Below are 16,244 nucleotides of genomic sequence, written 5' to 3' on the forward strand. Positions count from 1 at the left end.
GCACCCGATGACTGTGACACCCAAGCTTCGCCTCGGAACCCGCCGCTCACCGCTTGCCATGGCGCAGGCGCATGAGGCGCGCGCGCGGTTGTGCAAGGCGCACGGGTGGGACGAAAGCGCGATCGAACTGGTGCCGGTGCTGGCGAGCGGGGACAAGGTGCAGGACCGCCCGCTGGCGGAGATCGGCGGCAAGGCGCTGTGGACCAAGGAACTCGACGCCTGTCTCGAGGATGGCCGGATCGACGGGGCGGTCCACTCGCTGAAGGATGTCGAGACCATTCGGCCCGATTGGCTGACGATTGCCGCCGTGCTCCCGCGCGCGGACGTACGCGACGTCCTGCTCGGTGCCGCCAGCATCCGGGGCATCCCCGAAGGCGCCCGGGTCGGCACCAGCGCGCCGCGCCGCGCCGCCCAGATGCTGTACCGGCGGCCGGACGTGCAGGTGGTGCCGATCCGCGGCAACGTGGCGACCCGCATCTCCAAGCTGGCGGCGGGAGAGGCCGACGTGACCCTGCTCGCGGCGGCCGGGCTGGAGCGGCTGGGGGAAACCGGCACGGGACATCCGCTGGAAACTTCCGACTGGCTGCCGGCTCCCGCGCAGGGCGCCATCGGGATCGAATGCCGCGCGGACGCCGCCCAGACCCGGGAGTGGCTGTCGGCGGTGGACCACGCTCCCAGTCGGGCGGAAGTCATGGCGGAGCGCGCCTTGCTGGCGGGCCTGGGCGGCAGTTGCCAGTCGCCCATTGCCGTGCTCACCCGTTCCGACGGAACGCACCTCGCGATGACCGCCGCACTGTTCAGCGCGGACGGGGCGGAGCGGGTGGAGGGCACCGCGACCTTCGCATCCGGTGATCACGCGGCGGCCGGACGGCTGGCGGCGGACCTGCTGGCCCGCGCTACGCCGGGAATCGCCGCCCTGTTCAGCGGACCGTGACGCAACCGCTGATCGTGCTGCGGCCCGAACCGGGGCTCAGCGAAACACTGGCCGCCGCCGAAGCCCTGGGATTGACCGCGATGGGGGCGCCCCTGTCCGCGATGGAGCCCGTGGCCTGGCAGGTGCCGGACGCTTCCCAATACGATGCGATCATCGCGGGCAGCGCCAATGCCTTCCGCTGCGGCGGGACGGATCTCGCCCGGCTGACGGGCCTACCGGTATTCGCTGTCGGGGAGCGCACCGCGCAGGCAGCCCGCGCCGCAGGGTTCACCGTCGCGGGTACGGGCGAGGGCGGGCTGCAATCCGTGATCGATGCTTTCACCACGCCCGTCAGGTTGTTGCGTCTTGGCGGGGAAAAGCGGATCGCGCTGCAGGTGCCCGGCGGATGCACGATGGCCGAGCGGGTGGTCTACCGCGCGCAGCCGGTCGATCTGGACCCCGCGGTGCCGGCTGTGCTGCGCGGAGGTGCGGTGGTGCTGCTGCATTCCGCGGACGCGGCGGAGCGGTTCGCCGGGGAGTGCGATCGCCTGGCGATCGACCGCGCGCCTGTCTCCATCGCCGGCCTCGGCCCCCGGATCGTGACCGCCTCGGGGAATGGATGGCGAACCGCCTTGGCGGCCGACCAGCCCTCCGATACGCGCCTGCTGGCCTTGGCGGCGAGGTTGTGCCAAGATTGACGTCGACAAGGGCGGGATGCCCGGGTTCGCAGAACGGGACTTGATGAACGATTACACCACCACGAGCCGTCCGCGCTCGTCGTTGAAGCCGGTCTTGTTTGCAGTTTTGGCGTCGTTCCTGCTGGGAGCGTCGGTGGTCGGCTACCTTGCGTGGCGCGGCTTTTTCGTACCCGGCGTCGCCTCTCCCGCGCCCGCACCGACCGAGCAGGCGCCCCTGGCCGGCCCACCTGCCCGCCCCGTGCCGAGCGAGACTGCCGCCGCTGCGGTTGCCAGGGTGCAAGAGACCCAGGGCGGCCTCGACCAGCGGCTCGCGGCGGCCGAACAGCGGATCGCCCGGCTCGACCTTCAGGCGCAGGCGGCTGGCGGTAACGCGGCGCGCGCGGAAGGCCTTCTGATCGCGTTTGCCGCGCGCCGGGCGTTGGAGCGCGGTAGCGAACTGGGCTATCTGGCGGATCAGCTCCGCCTGCGGTTCGGCGATGCTCAGCCCAACGCGGTGCAGACGGTGCTCGATTTTGCGGGCAACCCCGTGACCCGCGACGTCCTGGTGGCGCGTCTCGACGGTCTCCAGCCCAGCCTTGAGCGGGGGTCGGGACGGCCCAGCCTCAGCCGCCTGGGTGAAGAGCTCTCGAACATGTTCGTGATCCGCCGCGAAACCACGCCTTCGCCTCAGCCGGAGCGGCGGTTCCAGCGCGCGCGGATGTTCCTGGAAAGCGGGCGGGTGGACAAGGCTATGGCCGAGGTGCGGCTTCTGCCCGGGTCCTTGAACGCGGCGCAGTGGCTCGCCGATGCCAGCCGGTATGAGCGGGCGCAGCGGGCGCTGGAATTGATCGAGACCGCTGCGGTGCAGGAGCCGCGCACCTTGCGTAACGGCGCCGGCCAGCCGGTCGAGCAGCTCAGTCCGGCCGTCGCGGCTACGCCTGCCGCTCAGTAGCGTTCGGTCAGCAATTCAGGAAGCGCGCCCGATACGCCGCGCGCTTCATCCATGAACCAGTGCTTCAGCGGCGACATGCGCTGGACCCCGCCCATGCCGAGTCGGCGCACCGCGCTGGCGGTCTTTCCCGGGACGCCGAACAGCCAGGTCAGCCCATCGGTTGCTAGCGCCACCGACATACTATCGAGACTGCGCCACCGTTCGTAGCGCGCCAGCAACTGGGCATCGCCGGGCTCCAGGCCCAACCGCATCCCCTCAGCGATTACTTCGACCAGTGCGCCGACATCGCGCAGGCCCAGGTTCAGACCCTGGCCAGCGATCGGATGGATGCCATGGGCCGCATCGCCCACCAGCGCCAGCCGGTCGGCCACGATCCGCGCGGTGTGCTGGAAGCTCAACGGATAGGAGGCCCGCGGACCCGCCGCGGTGACGGTGCCGAGCACCCCGCCCATCCGCTTGTTCACTTCGGCCAGGAAAGCGCGGTCGCCCAGCTTGAGCGTCCCCGCCGCGTCCTTTTCCGCAACGGTCCACACCAGCGCGCTGCGATGGTTGCCGGCTTCGTCGTCGAGCATCGGCAGCAACGCAAAGGGGCCCGCCGGATAGAAGATTTCCCACGCGGTTCCGCCATGCGGTGAATCGTGGATCAGCCCTGTCACGATGGCCCGATGGCGATAATCCCACTGCGCCAACGGCAGGCCAGCTTCTTCGCGGGTGGGCGAGCGCCGACCTTCCGCCGCCACCATCAGGCTGCCGGTGAGCGTGCGCCCATCTCGCAGTCGCGCGGCCACGCCATGCGCCCCGCGTTCCCGCTCGATCACTTCGGCGCGGGGATGGAAGGCGATCAGCGGCTGCTGCTCCGCGGCTTCGAACAGCGCCAGCCTCAGACGCCGGTTTTCGAACATGCGGCCGAGCGAACCTTCGTGCGGTTCAGGCACGAAATCGATCTGGCCCGGCTTCAATTGGTCGCTGACGGCGATGCGCTCGATCGGACAGGCGAAAGGCTCCAACGCGCTTGCGAGGCCGATGTTGCCGAACAGGTTCCAGCTGGCGGTCGAAATGGCGGAGGCGCGGCCATCGAAGCCCACCGCCGTCAATTCGGCGGGATCGGCCCGATCGACGACGTGGCTGGAGATGCCCTTGCTTGCCGCAGCCAGCGCCAGCGTCATGCCGACGAGTCCGCCGCCCAGGATCACGAGGTCGCGCTTGTCGTCCATGTCCACGGGCCCTAGAGCGCAAGTCACGATGCGCGCAAGGTCCTTGCCCCTTCTGGCGGTGCTGTGTGCATTCCTGGCCCTGCTGATGCCCGATGTCGCGACGGCACAGGCGCGGCCCAACCACATCGCCGCGCGCCTGGTGGCCGAGGGACCGGTTCGTCCGGGCCAACCGCTTACCCTGGCTATCGCCTTTACGCCGGAACCCGGGTGGCATGGTTACTGGAAGAACCCCGGCGACGCCGGATACGGCCTGACGCTCAAGTGGAAGTTGCCGCCCGGGTGGCAAGCGGGAGAGCCGCAATACCCAGTGCCGCAGCGGCTCGTCATCGGTGGCTTGATGAACCACGTGTACGAAGGGCAGTACGCGGTGCTGATCGATGTCGAGATTCCGTCTTCGTCGGCTGCGGCCAGGCCCGCGCCCATTGCGGTCGATGCGCAGTGGCTCGCCTGCACCGATCAGATTTGCGTGCCTGAACAAGAGCGCCTCACGCTCGATCTGGCGCAAGTTCAGCCAGGCGCGCAGTTCGATCGCTGGCGCGCGGCGATTCCCGCGCTGATCGACCGCACGGCCAGCTTCGCCAGCGAGCGGGGGCGGCTGCGCATCGCCATTCCGTTGCCGGCCACGCTGGCCAAGCCCGACCTTCACGTGTTCCTCGAGCAGCGCGATCTTGTCCGATACGCCGCGGTCCAGACGTTCGCTGCTGAGGGCGACCTGCTGATTGCCGAAATCCCCTTGGCGGCGGGCGCCGGACGACCGCAGACCATGAGCGGCATTCTGGCGCTGGGCAACGGGGAGGGGGTACGCTTCAGCGCCGTACCCGGGCCAGTCCCGACGGGCGGCGTGCCGCTCAAGACCGGAGACAGGCAGGCCGGACCGATATGGCTGCTGTTGCTCGGCGCGTTGGCCGGGGGGCTGCTCCTGAACGTGATGCCGTGCGTGTTTCCCATCCTCAGCCTGAAAGCGCTGAGCCTGGCACGCGCGGGTGAGAGCGATGCGCAGGCTCGGGCAGAAGGGATCGCGTACACCGCCGGGGTCATGCTGGCGACGCTGGCGCTTGGCGTGTTGCTGCTCGCGCTGCGCTCAGCGGGGGAGATGGTCGGCTGGGCCTTTCAGTTGCAGGAACCGGCGGTGGTGGTTGCGCTGCTGGTGCTGGCGGCGGCGATCACCGCCAATCTGGCGGGCGTGTTCCACCTGCCGTCACTGTCGGTGACGCGCGGGGGCCAGCCGGCCGGCGCCTTCGCCACCGGACTGCTGGCGGCGTTTGTCGCCACCCCGTGCACAGGACCGTTTATGGCGGCGGCGATGGGCGCGGCGCTGCTGTTGCCGTGGGCGCAGGCGTTGCTGCTGTTCGGCGCGCTTGGCCTGGGTCTTGCGCTACCGTTCCTGCTGTTGGGGTTCCTGCCTCCACTGCGCCGCCTGCTGCCGCGCCCGGGGCCGTGGATGGAGCGCTTCCGCCGCGCGCTGGCGGTACCCATGGGGCTGACGGTGGCCGCGTTGGTGTGGCTTTGCTGGCGTCTGGGTGGAGCGTCTTTCGCGGCCGGGGCCGCAATTCTCGCCGTGCTGACGATCGCGGCGCTGGCGGCGCTCTGGCAAGGCGCGAACCGGCGAACTGCATTGGCCGGATTGAGCGCCGGACTCGCAGTGACAATGGCAGTGGCCTTGCCCAGTATGGTTGCGCCGCCTGCCAGCGCGACCGAGGGCGTGCTCCCCGCGCGACCGTTCTCCGAGGCGACGCTCGCGAGCGCACGGGCGGAGGGCAGGCCAGTCTTCGTCTGGTTCACCGCCGACTGGTGCCTCACTTGCAAGGTGAACGAGCGGGCGGCGATCGAGCGTGAGGCGACCCGCAAGGCCTTTGAAAAGGCGGGCGTGGTGCCGCTGGTGGGCGACTGGACGCGGCGCGATCCGGCAATCACCCGCTTCCTCACTCGCCATGGGGCGGCCGGCATCCCGCTTTATTTGTGGTATGCTCCGGGAGGCGAGGCACAGGTTCTGCCGCAGGTCCTCACCGTCGACAATCTCGTCAGCCTGGCGGAAGGGTCGCTGCAGGCTCAACCCTGATTGTGGGCGCGGACTGGCGTCGGCACAGGTCGATCAACTGGCCGGGTTCATTGCTGCCCTGCAGCACCAACGTGCCGGCGCCCGGGATCGTCAATTCCAGTTTACGCGTGCCGGTGAACGCATCGAGCCGTTCGTCAGCCGGGCGGTAGCGACCGCGCCACAACCACCCCCGGCCGTTCCATTCGGCATCGATCTTCAGCCGCTCGATATGTCCGTTGCCAACTAGGGCCATCATGCCGCGCGCCCTGGGATCCGTTCGCGCGAAGCGGGTGATCTCGACGGCGCGCCTGCTGCCCGTGCCGATGCACGCAAGCGCTAGGTATGGGGGCGAACCCGGTTTGCCGAACACGATCCGCTCAGACCCTCCGCCGGGCGCCCATATCGCGCCTTCGACCTGCGGCGAGGTCGGTTCCACCGTGGGACCGCGCTCGGCATTCAGCTCGATGCGCTGAACGTAATCGTCGCTCGCCGGCGGACGGCAAGCCGCCAGCACGCACAGGAAAAGGCCCGCGAAACGCTTCACCGGGAGCGGGTTAAGCCACGCACATCCTGCGCCAGCTTTTGTAGATCTTCGCCGAGCAAGCACGTCGAAATGGCAAACGCAGTCAGCGCCGCCCCTGAGCTAATTGTCATCTGCCCGGTCCTATGCACCGCCTCGCGCGCGGTCAATTTCTCCAAGGCTGAGCCTGTGGCGAAACGGTGGACGGCATCAGATCAAGGCGTGAGGGGCGGAGGTGCGACCGCCAGCAGCCTCGGCGCTCCTCAGATGGGATCGCGGTCGTGCTCGATTTCCTCCCGCAGTTCGCGAGCGCCGCGCTCAGCGCGCTGAGTTGTCGAGCGACTGGCGGACTTGTTGCGCATGTAGGCCCAGATGATCACGGCGAGCATGAGGATGGGGCCGACTATGGTCGCGATGCTGAGAATTTCACTCTGCATGATGATCCTTTCGTGTGTGCGTGCAGATCATCAACGCGTGAAACAACAGGACTTTCCGGGCGTCGCACCAGGTTCGGGGTCAGACATCGGAGAGGCAGCGTTTCGCGCCGCGCGCAATCGACTTGCGATCGCGCCCAAGGCGCAAGGTTAGTCCAGCAACGCCATCTCTACCCGCCCGCTGCCGCGAGCGATCAGGCCGATACGACTGGCAGCTGACTTCGACAGGTCGATCACCCGGTTACCGTGGAACGGGCCACGATCGTTGATCCGGACGATCACCGATTTGCCGTTCGCCGCATTGGTGACAAGGACGCGGCTACCCATCGGCAGGGTGCGATGCGCGGCGGTCAATTTGCCCGGATCGAACCGCTCACCGCTCGCGGTGCGATTTCCGGCGAGTTCGTTGCCGTAGTAGCTGGCGATGCCGCTGCCGATAGACCGTCCTGCGCCTTCGATCTCAGGCTCTTCGCTCGGCTGGATGGCGGTCACGTCAACCATCCCGGTCGAGGGAACAAAAGCGCTGGCGGCGGTGTTGAGACTGGCGAAGGACGCTGCGAAATTCTCGCGGCTGGCTGAAACACCTGCGTCTGCAAATGCCGGTCCGCTGGCAGATGCCGGTAGCATGACGGCGGCAGCGAAAACGACGCTGCGTAACATCTGGCGCGACATGCGTTTGTTAGTTCTTTGCATGGCGGGCGGTTTACCCGCGTCTATGCTTGGGAGGCACCCCTGCGCGCTCGCTTCGCCCCATCGCGCAAACCGTTCATCGTGTGGTTACTCAAGATTAACCACGATAGTTCGGCCAACCAAAGGCTGACGACCGCTTCGTGCGGGCAATTGAGCTAGCCGTTCAGGCCCGATTCGCTCAGCCACCGCTCGGCTGCATCTCAAGCAAAGCTGTCATGCGCGGCTTCAACGCAAATGGGGCCGACCCGAAGGTCGACCCCACTCTCACCAGCGCGTGGACCTTCCGGAGAAGGCACTTGGCGCCCAGTGTCGTTGCTGAAGGTCGATCGATCCGAAGACCGGCGTTCCGTCAGCTCTGTCACCGGTGCTCGCACCGGCATCCGGTTCCTTCCGCTGGCGCGAATCCGAAGATCCAGCGCCGACATCCGGTTCCGAGGCCGATCATTCCCGACCATTCCTTGACACTGCATACCTGGCCGAAGCCTGCACACCGTGCCATCCGAATGGCTGGGTCTGTCCAGCCGATGACTGCATCGCGTTCGCATTCCTATCTGGTGATCGCCTGGCATCGAACCGAAGCCCGATATTCGACGATCTCAAGGTCTGCGCGGACAGGTGCCGCCATCACGATCGGTAGAAAATCCATTTTCCGTTCAAGCTGTTAAGCCTGTCCAGTTGAAGGATTTCGTTTCCTCTCGATGACCCGAACCTGCGCTTTGGAGCCGAGTCGGGCAAGGACACAAGTGGCCACTTATCCACTGTCCCCGGTTTTCCCTGTGGACATCGGTGGATAAAAAACTCGCGCAGTCGAACTGCACAAAATCCTTGGTTTTAAATCAACGATCTCGCTGGGCGAGCAGCCGCAGGCGCAGGGCGTTCAATTTGATGAACCCGGCAGCATCTTTCTGGTCGTACGCGCCGGCGTCGTCCTCGAAAGTGACGTGCCGCTCCGAATAGAGCGAGTTGGGCGACTTGCGGCCGACCACTTGCGCCTGGCCCTTGAACAGCTTGAGCCGGACCGTACCGGACACCTTTTCCTGGCTCAGATCGATGGCTGCCTGCAGCATCTCGCGTTCTGGCGTGAACCAGAAGCCGTTATAGATGAGCTCCGCATACTTCGGCATCAACTCGTCCTTGAGATGCGCCGCTCCGCGGTCGAGCGTGATCTGTTCGATCCCGCGATGGGCGCGCGCATAGATCTCGCCGCCCGGCGTCTCGTACATGCCGCGGCTTTTCATCCCGACGAAGCGGTTTTCCACCAGGTCGAGACGACCGATGCCATGACGCCGGCCAAATTCGTTGAGCGCGGTGAGCAAGGTCGCCGGACTCATCGCCTCGCCATTTACCGCAACCCCGTCACCCCGTTCGAAATGGATCGTGATGTATTCGGGCGCATCGGGACCGTTCTCGGGTTCCTCGGTGCGCGAATAGACATAGTCGGGCACTTCTTCCCACGGATCCTCGAGCACTTTGCCCTCGGACGAGGTGTGCAGGAGATTGGCGTCGGTCGAAAACGGGCTTTCGCCTCGCTTGTCTTTCGAGACCGCGATCTGGTGGCTTTCGGCCCAGGCGATCAGTGCGGTGCGGCTGGTCAGATCCCACTCACGCCACGGCGCGATAACCTTGATGTCGGGATCGAGCGCGTAGGCCGACAGTTCGAAGCGGACCTGGTCGTTGCCTTTGCCGGTGGCGCCATGGGCGATCGCATCGGCACCGGTCTCGCGCGCGATTTCGATCAATCGCTTCGAGATCAGGGGCCGCGCGATCGAGGTCCCGAGCAGGTAGTCGCCTTCATAGCGAGCATTGGCGCGCATCATCGGAAACACGAAGTCGCGCACGAATTCCTCGCGCAGATCGTCGATGTAGATGTTGCTGTCGGGAATGCCCATCAGCCGCGCCTTCGCCCGCGCGGGTTCCAGCTCCTCGCCCTGGCCCAGGTCGGCGGTGAATGTCACCACCTCGCACCCATAGGTTACCTGCAGCCACTTCAGGATCACGCTGGTGTCGAGGCCGCCCGAATAGGCGAGGACGACCTTGTTGATGTCGGTCATGTCGGTTCCCGGGAACTGATAGGGTGTGCCAGTGGCGCCGCGCCCTAGGCGACTGCCGGAGGTGCGGCAAGTGAAGCCGGTGCCGCGGCGCGCTAGGGAATCTGCCGCGCGCCCAATTGCGGATTTAGCCTGGTGATGTGGTTCATCCACGCCTTGGGCTTGCGGACCATCGAGGAGGGGTAGGTTACTCGCACCCCCGCGAGCTGCATGATCGCGCCAACGAAGTGGATGCAGTTGTTGCTGTCGAGCACGTAGTTCTTGCCTGGTTTATCGCGCCAGGCGGCCACCTCCGCGATCATCTTGCGATACGTTGCGTCCGACACCGTGACCGTGAAATGCCGGTTGGTGGAGCGGATGTACTTGTCCTTTTCGGACATCATCGTCTGCCGGACCGGCCCCGCAAGCACGGCAGGACCCGCGGTCACCGCAGTGTATCCGTAGTTGGAATATACCCGCTCACCGGTGTCGTCCAAGGTGCCCTCGAACACCACGAAAGCGTGCGGGTAGCGCCCGAACAGGAGCGACCCGTTGAAGCTGTGGAAGGCAACCGAGACTTTGGCCAGGGCCACTTGCGGCACCATGACAGCGCATACCGCCAGCAGCAGAGCGATGAACCGCGATGGGACAAGTTTCATCGTTGCGACCGATCCGTTTCGTTGCTCGTCACTGCGCTGACGCGCCAATCCGGCGCCTCGCGCTAGTACCGGTGCTCTTGCCTTGTGCAAGACGTGACATGCCAAGCTGTGGCGCCGTGCGGGTGAACGTAAGCAAATTACGCCTCACGTGGCTCTTCAGCCGGCACAATCAGGCGCCGGCATACCAATGGTATCCGCGGTCCTCCCAGTATCCGCCGTGGCCGCCGTGTATGTCCGAGAGGTCGGACACGATCTCCAGCCCGGTCAGATATTTGGCGTGCTTGTATCCCAGTTGTCGCTCTACCCGCAGGCGCAGGGGCGCGCCGTTGCGCTCCGGCAAAGGGGCTCCGTTGAGCATGTGCGCGATGATCGTTTGCGGGTGAAACGCATCGACCAGATCGATGCTCTCGTAATAAGGCGCGCCGCCCAGCGTGTCTGCGCAGCGGAATACGATGAAGCGTGCGGACGGAAGCAGCGTCGCGCCGCGCAGGATGGTGGCAAGCTGCGGGCCGGTCCATTCGCCAATCGCGCTCCAACCCTCGACGCAGTCATGGCGGGTGATCTGCGTGCGCTGCGGCAGGCGGCGGATGTTTTCCATGCTGAGGGTCAGCGGATGCGCGACGAGCCCGGTGACGGTCAGCCGCCAGTTGGCGAAATCCGTCGCCTTCGCGGCGGCGTACTCTGGCGTGTCGATTGCGGTCGTTCCATTGCCGCGAAAGAATGGCGAGATGTCGGCGCGCGTGAATTCGGTCGCCAGTGCGTTCCGACCGGTGAGGAAGCGCTGTGCGTTCATGTGCCACGTCTCCGCAGCACCCAGCAGCGCCTGCCCCGTGCCGCTGTCGGCGACTTTGGCGCAGCCGCCTGTCGCCAGCGCAGCGATTCCTGCCAGCAAGCCCCTACGGTGCATCACGGCCGCCCGTGATCATGGCGCGCATCTGCTTCAGCGGACTGGATACCAGCACCAGCGCGACGTGGAGGACCAGGAACCCGAACAGGCTCCAAGCAAGGATGAAATGCAGCGATCGCATCGACTGCCGCCCGCCGACCAAGTCGCTCAGCGGGCGCATGATCGGCTCCAGGCCCGGACTGATGCCCATGCCGGTCAGCACCATGCCCGGCAGCAGGATTCCCAGCACCACACCGTAGGACAGCTTTTGCAGGAAGTTGAACTTGGCGTCTCCGCGATCGAAATCGAACCGCAGGTGCGCCCTGATATCGGCGGCGATGGCCGAACCGCGCCACTCGCGGCGGCGGGTCATCAGATCGCGGCGGAAGTGGCCGTTGAGTAAAATCGCCAGCCACAGGAAGGCCAGCAGAAGCGCGAACGGCCAGGCGACGGCCAGGTGCCACTCCCGTGCCCCGGCAAGGCTGTAATACCCCGGGATCGTCGCCCATCCCGGAAAGCGGGTGACCGCCAGCCACGCTTCGGACGGATGAAACCCTCGTTCGCCCCAGTAGAGCCAGGGATGCGCGTTGGAGATGTTGAGCCCGCTCATGAACAGGATCACGAGGCAGGCGAAGTTCGCCCAGTGCCAGATCCGGGCGGAGAGCGCGTGCCGCTTCACGCGGCATTTTCCCGGGCCAGGTAGATCACGTCCCGCGGCTGCGCCATCAGGTGCTGGCCGCTGTCGATGAACAGGGTCTCACCGCTCGCCAGCCATCCCTGCGACAGCCACAGGCACGCGTCCGCGACCTCGTCTGCATCGGTCCGGCGACCGAGCAGGTTGAGCCGGTGACTGATCGCCGCCTCGTCTTCCGATTGGTCGTGGCTGGCGAGAATGGCGCCCGGGGCGAGCCCGTATACTCGATCGTCCGGGCCGCAGGCTCCCATCGCCAGCATCGGGATGGCGCCGGCGATGGCGTGCTTGCTCAGCGTGTAGCTGAAGAAATCCGGGTTGGGATTGGCAAGCTTCTGATCGGTCACCTGGATAACCCGCCGTCCGCCGCCCGCCTGCGCCTTGGCGAGAAACGCCTGCGCCATGCGCGCTGGAGCTTCGGCGTTGACGCGGATCGCTCGGCGGAAGGTATCGGCGTCGAGGCGGGATACGTCGTCAGCGTCAAACACGGACGCACAGTTCACCAGGCAGCGCCAGTCGGGAAGATAGCTCGCCAGCCGCTCCACCATGTCCTCGGCCGCATCCCCGTCCGCCAGATCGCAGTGGATGGCGACGGCTCCAGGCAACTCGGCGGCCAATTGCTCTGCCTCGGCGACCGAGCGGCCATAGTGGATGATGACGCGCCACCCGGCAGCGGCAAAGCGTCGGGCGATGGCCGCGCCGATCCGCCGCGCTCCGCCGGTGACCAGGACGGCGGGAGGGGAGGGCGGGGCATCACTCATCTCCGCCATTCAAGCACAGCGGCGCACCATAACAAAGCCCATAGCAAAACGCGCCGCCCCCCGAAGGAGACGGCGCGCTCGTTCATCAGATGCGACCCGATGAAGCGATGTGCTTAGCGGCAGCGGTAGGAGCTGCTGCCGCGCTGAACCTGGCGGCCGAGCAGGGCACCGGCAGCGGCACCCAGGATCGTGCCGGTGGCCCGTTCGCCGCGCGTGTCGATCGCGCGGCCAACCAGGGCACCCGCGGCACCGCCGACGATCAGGCCCACGGTCCCGTCCGAGCGCTTGCAGTAGCGCCGGCCGTCTTCACCCTGCCAGTAACGGATGCCGTTATCGGTCGAATAATACCGCTGCTGCTTCTGCTTGTAATGATGCCCACGATGATGGTCGGCGAGCGCCGGGGCGGCGGGAACCATGAGGCCAGTGGCGGCAAGGGCGAGAGCAATCTTTTTCACGGGGTTTTCCTTTCCCTCGAATGAGCGACTTGAACTGTCGACGCTCAAGCTGGCGAGGGGGTCCACAACCTCAGATGAACGCTTTGTTGCCTAACGCTTTTCACGACGAGATGCCCCGATCCGGCGATAAGTCGTGCCCGTGATGCGGTCTACGCTACCGCAGCTGCTTCGCGATCTCGTTCGGCACGGCTCTTCTTCTCGGCTGCTGTGCGGAGCTGGCCGCAAGCTGCATCAATGTCGCGTCCACGCGGGGTGCGCACCGGGGCACTGATGCCGGCTTCGAACACGATTTCGGAGAAGCGCCGTACCCGTTCGGGCGAAGACGTCTCGTAGGCCGCGCCGGGCCATGGGTTGAACGGGATCAGGTTGACCTTCGCCGGCAGGTTGTAGTGCTTCAGCAGACGGACGAGCTCCCGTGCATCGGCATCGCTGTCGTTCTTGTCCTTCAGCATCACGTATTCGAACGTGATCCGCCGCGCGTTCGACGCCCCCGGATAGGCCGCGCAGGCGGTCAGCAGCTCGTCGATGCCGTACTTGCGGTTGAGCGGGACGATCTCATCGCGCGTTTCCTTGTTCACAGCGTGAAGCGATACCGCGAGGTTCACCCCGATTTCCTCGCCCGCGCGTGCCATCATCGGCACCACGCCGCTGGTCGACAGCGTGATCCTCCGCTTGGACAGCGCAAGCCCGGCGCCATCCATCACGATGCGAAGCGCGGACTTCACGTTTTCGAAATTGTACAGCGGTTCGCCCATGCCCATCATCACGATGTTGGTCAGCAGGCGCCCATCGGACGAGTAGTGACCGGCGTCTTCCTCGTCTTCCAGTCCGGCCATCGAGCCACGCGGCCATTCACCAAGCGCATCGCGTGCCAGCATCACCTGACCGACGATCTCGCCCGGCGTGAGGTTGCGCACCAGCCGCATGGTGCCGGTGTGGCAAAACGTGCAATTAAGCGTGCATCCGACCTGGCTGGACACACAAAGCGTGCCCCGGTCGGCATCGGGAATGAACACCATTTCGAAATCGTGTCCATCCGCGGTGCGCAGCAACCACTTGCGCGTGCCATCGGTGGAGTGCTGCGCCTCGACAATCTCGGGCCGACCGATGACGAACCGTTCAGCGAGCCAAGGGCGCATAGTCTTGGCGATGTCAGTCATCGCTTCGAAGTCGCTTACCCCGCGATGGTAGATCCAGTGGAATACCTGGCGCGAGCGCAGCTTGGCCGCTTTATCGTCCAAACCCGCCTCGGCCAGGAAGATGGCGATCCGCTCACGCGGAAGACCCAGCAGGTCGATCCGCCCGTCAGACCGCGGCGTGAGGCCATCGGCGGCATCGGGACGCGCGACGGGCACCGGGTCGATTGGACCCGGAATGGACATGAGGGCAGTGTCGGTCATGAAGCGGCGCATATAGGTATTCAAGGGCGCGCGCGCAAACCTCGCAATCCAGCCCGGGTTCCCTCCAGATGTCGGACACGAACGACTCTTCGTCGATTAGATTGTTGCTGAAACACCACAGGTTTCTTGTTGTTTCAGGTTCATGAAACTGGCGCCGCTGCCCCCCGTTCAGCGTGTCCAAGGTCACGGCACTGCGCCGGACCGGACGAAAGAAAGACGGAGTACCCCCATGAAGTACAAGATCGCATCGCTCGCCGCCGCCTCGTTGGTGGTCTTGGCGACCCCCGCGATGGCCCAGACCGCCAGCGAGATCCCGTTTAGCGGTCTGCGCGCCGGCGCCGAAGTGGGCTACGATCACATCCGCTCGGGCAGCACTGAGGACGTGGACAACACCCGCGACCTCAAGCAGTCGGTTGACGGCGTAACCTACGGCGGCGTGGTTGGCTATGATTTCGCCGCGAGCCCGAACTTCCGCGTCGGTGCCGAAGCTTCGTATTCGGGCAGCACCGCTGGCCGTGACTTCAACAACGACCAGCCCACGGTGTTCAACCTCGGCAACGTCCAGGCGGATCGCGAGATCTATGTCGGTGGCCGCGTCGGTTACGTCACCAGCCCGACCACGATGATCTATGGTAAGGCAGGCTACACCAACCAGCGCTTCTCGGTCACGGGCAGCGACGGAACGGTCAACCTCGCCCAGAAGCTGGACACCGATGGCTGGCGCGTTGGTGCGGGTGCTGAATTCGCGGTAAGCCGCAAGGCCTATATCGGCGCGGAATACCGTTATTCGAAGTACGGCAAGGGCGAAGTGGATTTCGAAGGCGACACGCCTGACTCCAGCCGCTTCAACCTCGACACCGATCGTCACCAGGTCGTCGCCACCGCCGGTGTGCGTTTCTAAGCGCTACCAGCGGTAAACCCAGGGAAGGGCGGGGCGCTGGCGCTCCGCCCTTTCTTGCATCAGCGGCGGGCGCAACCCACGGTCGCTGCGTCCATCGCGGTGGCCGCGCCTTCCAGCGGATAGCGGTCGGAGAAACGGCGCCCCTTCGCATCGCGCCCGGACACGGTCATGGATCTTGCCGAGCGCATCGCGGCGACGATCGCTGCGTCCATGGCTCGGTCGCCGGCCCATGCATCTCCGCCGCCACCAGCAAGAGTGAACCGCTGCCCGCCGATGCTGAGGATGATCGGGGCGGTTGCGGCGACTTTGCGGGACAGGCGAAAATGGACCTGGCCGCGAACGGCGCGGCGGGGCCACGTGCCGACTGTGGCAAATGGGGCGTAATCTCGCGAAGCCTTGCTCGCAGCCGGCATGGCGATGGCATAACAGCGAGGCACCGGCGGGTCGCGGAAGGCAGCCCATGATCCGAAGACGCCCAGGCTGTCCTTGGCTGCGGCCGGCGTCGCCACCAAAGCCGCCGCGATCAGCACCGCCCTAAGCATAGCGGATCGCGATCACTTCCCAGTCCTTTTCCCCGCCCGGCAGTCGCACGGTCCGAACATCGCCGACAGCCGCGCCGCGCAGAGCGCGCGCCATCGGGGAACTCCAGCCGATCGCGCCGTTGCCGGCGTCCTGCTCGTCGTCGCCCACCAGGGTGACGATCCGCTGCTGGTCGTCATCGTCGGCCAGGGTCACGGTCGCGCCGAAGAACACGCGGGCGGGATCGGGCTGGTCCGCCGGATCGATCACCCGAGCTGATTTCATCCGGCGGGCGAGGTGCGCAAGCTCCCGATCGATCTCCCGCATGCGCTTGCGGCCATAGAGATAGTCCCCGTTCTCGCTGCGGTCGCCGTTGCCGGCGGCCCAACTCACCAGTTCGACGATCGCCGGCCGTTCCGTGCCCAGCAGCTGATCGTAGCGGGCCTTGAGTGCCGCAAGGCCGGCAGGACTGATCGGGTTGCTGGCGGGTGCGGGCATCCCCGCCAT

At 66.1% G+C, this 16,244-nt stretch carries 18 protein-coding genes; 5 read left to right on the forward strand and 13 right to left on the reverse strand.

What is annotated here, in order from left to right; genetic code table 11:
- Positions 1-7: 7 nt before the first annotated feature.
- From hemC to E0504_RS18650, 3 genes are read left to right on the forward strand one after another with little or no spacing between them, the layout of a single operon-like run.
- The gene (hemC, locus tag E0504_RS18640) at positions 8-934 is read left to right on the forward strand and encodes a hydroxymethylbilane synthase (RefSeq protein ID WP_131625244.1); all 927 of its coding nucleotides are present in this window, start codon (positions 8-10) and stop codon (positions 932-934) included.
- Positions 931-1,611, forward strand: coding sequence for a uroporphyrinogen-III synthase (locus E0504_RS18645; RefSeq protein WP_207974460.1), 681 nt, complete (start codon positions 931-933; stop codon positions 1,609-1,611). Before hemC ends, E0504_RS18645 begins: the two co-directional genes overlap by 4 nt.
- A gap of 43 nt (positions 1,612-1,654) precedes the next feature.
- A complete protein-coding gene (locus tag E0504_RS18650; RefSeq protein ID WP_131625245.1) occupies positions 1,655-2,542 on the forward strand; it encodes a hypothetical protein in 888 nt (295 codons plus the stop codon).
- Here E0504_RS18650 and E0504_RS18655 read toward each other — a convergent pair.
- The gene (locus E0504_RS18655) at positions 2,536-3,756 is read right to left on the reverse strand and encodes a UbiH/UbiF/VisC/COQ6 family ubiquinone biosynthesis hydroxylase (RefSeq protein WP_131625246.1); all 1,221 of its coding nucleotides are present in this window, start codon (positions 3,754-3,756) and stop codon (positions 2,536-2,538) included. The genes E0504_RS18650 and E0504_RS18655 overlap by 7 nt on opposite strands.
- Before the next feature lie 43 nt (positions 3,757-3,799).
- Here E0504_RS18655 and E0504_RS18660 point away from each other — a divergent pair, with 43 nt between their 5' ends.
- Entirely contained in the window at positions 3,800-5,815 is a 2,016-nt protein-coding gene (locus tag E0504_RS18660; RefSeq protein ID WP_207974461.1) for a protein-disulfide reductase DsbD, read from the forward strand.
- On the opposite strand, the gene E0504_RS18665 is transcribed toward E0504_RS18660, so the two are convergent.
- From E0504_RS18665 to rlmN, 10 genes are all read right to left on the reverse strand, one after another.
- Positions 5,778-6,338 carry a hypothetical protein gene (locus E0504_RS18665; RefSeq protein WP_131625248.1) on the reverse strand — a complete coding sequence of 187 codons (561 nt, stop codon included), beginning with the start codon at positions 6,336-6,338 and terminating at the stop codon, positions 5,778-5,780. The genes E0504_RS18660 and E0504_RS18665 overlap by 38 nt on opposite strands.
- A gap of 239 nt (positions 6,339-6,577) precedes the next feature.
- Positions 6,578-6,751: a hypothetical protein gene (locus E0504_RS50420; protein WP_165938550.1), complete on the reverse strand. Its 174-nt coding sequence runs from the start codon at positions 6,749-6,751 to the stop codon at positions 6,578-6,580.
- 147 nt (positions 6,752-6,898) lie between these two features.
- Entirely contained in the window at positions 6,899-7,420 is a 522-nt protein-coding gene (locus E0504_RS18670) for a septal ring lytic transglycosylase RlpA family protein (RefSeq protein WP_207974462.1), read from the reverse strand.
- Between the two features lie 854 nt (positions 7,421-8,274).
- Positions 8,275-9,489, reverse strand: coding sequence for an argininosuccinate synthase (locus E0504_RS18675; protein WP_131625249.1), 1,215 nt, complete (start codon positions 9,487-9,489; stop codon positions 8,275-8,277).
- 92 nt (positions 9,490-9,581) lie between these two features.
- Complete coding sequence (locus E0504_RS18680; RefSeq protein WP_207974463.1) at positions 9,582-10,124, reverse strand: hypothetical protein; 543 nt, start codon at positions 10,122-10,124, stop codon at positions 9,582-9,584.
- Positions 10,125-10,293: 169 nt separating this feature from the next.
- Positions 10,294-11,031 (reverse strand): molybdopterin-binding protein, encoded by a 738-nt coding sequence (locus E0504_RS18685; protein ID WP_131625676.1) that lies wholly within the window; start codon positions 11,029-11,031, stop codon positions 10,294-10,296.
- On the reverse strand, positions 11,021-11,689 hold the full coding sequence (locus E0504_RS18690) for a cytochrome b/b6 domain-containing protein (protein ID WP_131625250.1): 669 nt from the start codon (positions 11,687-11,689) through the stop codon (positions 11,021-11,023). The genes E0504_RS18685 and E0504_RS18690 overlap by 11 nt, the downstream gene beginning before the upstream one ends.
- Complete coding sequence (locus tag E0504_RS18695) at positions 11,686-12,462, reverse strand: SDR family oxidoreductase (RefSeq protein WP_131625251.1); 777 nt, start codon at positions 12,460-12,462, stop codon at positions 11,686-11,688. Before E0504_RS18695 ends, E0504_RS18690 begins: the two co-directional genes overlap by 4 nt.
- Positions 12,463-12,575: 113 nt before the next feature.
- A complete protein-coding gene (locus E0504_RS18700) occupies positions 12,576-12,917 on the reverse strand; it encodes a glycine zipper 2TM domain-containing protein (protein WP_207974466.1) in 342 nt (113 codons plus the stop codon).
- Between the two features lie 149 nt (positions 12,918-13,066).
- Complete coding sequence (gene rlmN, locus E0504_RS18705; RefSeq protein WP_131625252.1) at positions 13,067-14,317, reverse strand: 23S rRNA (adenine(2503)-C(2))-methyltransferase RlmN; 1,251 nt, start codon at positions 14,315-14,317, stop codon at positions 13,067-13,069.
- 229 nt (positions 14,318-14,546) lie between these two features.
- Between rlmN and E0504_RS18710 the strand changes: the two genes are divergently transcribed.
- Entirely contained in the window at positions 14,547-15,218 is a 672-nt protein-coding gene (locus E0504_RS18710; RefSeq protein WP_131625253.1) for an outer membrane protein, read from the forward strand.
- A gap of 59 nt (positions 15,219-15,277) precedes the next feature.
- Here the strand turns inward: E0504_RS18710 and E0504_RS18715 are convergent, their stop codons facing one another.
- Both E0504_RS18715 and E0504_RS18720 read right to left on the reverse strand, forming a co-directional pair.
- Positions 15,278-15,760 carry a hypothetical protein gene (locus E0504_RS18715; protein WP_131625254.1) on the reverse strand — a complete coding sequence of 161 codons (483 nt, stop codon included), beginning with the start codon at positions 15,758-15,760 and terminating at the stop codon, positions 15,278-15,280.
- Positions 15,753-16,235 carry a GreA/GreB family elongation factor gene (locus E0504_RS18720; RefSeq protein ID WP_131625255.1) on the reverse strand — a complete coding sequence of 161 codons (483 nt, stop codon included), beginning with the start codon at positions 16,233-16,235 and terminating at the stop codon, positions 15,753-15,755. Before E0504_RS18720 ends, E0504_RS18715 begins: the two co-directional genes overlap by 8 nt.
- Positions 16,236-16,244 lie beyond the last annotated feature (9 nt).

The sequence above is a fragment of the Parafrankia sp. BMG5.11 genome (assembly GCF_004337455.1).

Bases quoted from the DNA above. Each gene is read 5' to 3' on its own strand.
- hemC (WP_131625244.1), top strand. From the start codon at position 8: ATGACTGTGACACCCAAGCTTCGCCTCGGAACCCGCCGCTCACCGCTT.
- E0504_RS18650 (WP_131625245.1), top strand. From the start codon at position 1,655: ATGAACGATTACACCACCACGAGCCGTCCGCGCTCGTCGTTGAAGCCG.
- E0504_RS18655 (WP_131625246.1), bottom strand. From the start codon at position 3,756: ATGGACGACAAGCGCGACCTCGTGATCCTGGGCGGCGGACTCGTCGGC.
- E0504_RS50420 (WP_165938550.1), bottom strand. From the start codon at position 6,751: ATGCAGAGTGAAATTCTCAGCATCGCGACCATAGTCGGCCCCATCCTC.
- E0504_RS18670 (WP_207974462.1), bottom strand. From the start codon at position 7,420: ATGTCGCGCCAGATGTTACGCAGCGTCGTTTTCGCTGCCGCCGTCATG.
- E0504_RS18675 (WP_131625249.1), bottom strand. From the start codon at position 9,489: ATGACCGACATCAACAAGGTCGTCCTCGCCTATTCGGGCGGCCTCGAC.
- E0504_RS18680 (WP_207974463.1), bottom strand. From the start codon at position 10,124: ATGAAACTTGTCCCATCGCGGTTCATCGCTCTGCTGCTGGCGGTATGC.
- E0504_RS18685 (WP_131625676.1), bottom strand. From the start codon at position 11,031: ATGCACCGTAGGGGCTTGCTGGCAGGAATCGCTGCGCTGGCGACAGGC.
- E0504_RS18695 (WP_131625251.1), bottom strand. From the start codon at position 12,462: ATGAGTGATGCCCCGCCCTCCCCTCCCGCCGTCCTGGTCACCGGCGGA.
- rlmN (WP_131625252.1), bottom strand. From the start codon at position 14,317: ATGACCGACACTGCCCTCATGTCCATTCCGGGTCCAATCGACCCGGTG.
- E0504_RS18710 (WP_131625253.1), top strand. From the start codon at position 14,547: ATGAAGTACAAGATCGCATCGCTCGCCGCCGCCTCGTTGGTGGTCTTG.
- E0504_RS18715 (WP_131625254.1), bottom strand. From the start codon at position 15,760: ATGCTTAGGGCGGTGCTGATCGCGGCGGCTTTGGTGGCGACGCCGGCC.
- E0504_RS18720 (WP_131625255.1), bottom strand. From the start codon at position 16,235: ATGCCCGCACCCGCCAGCAACCCGATCAGTCCTGCCGGCCTTGCGGCA.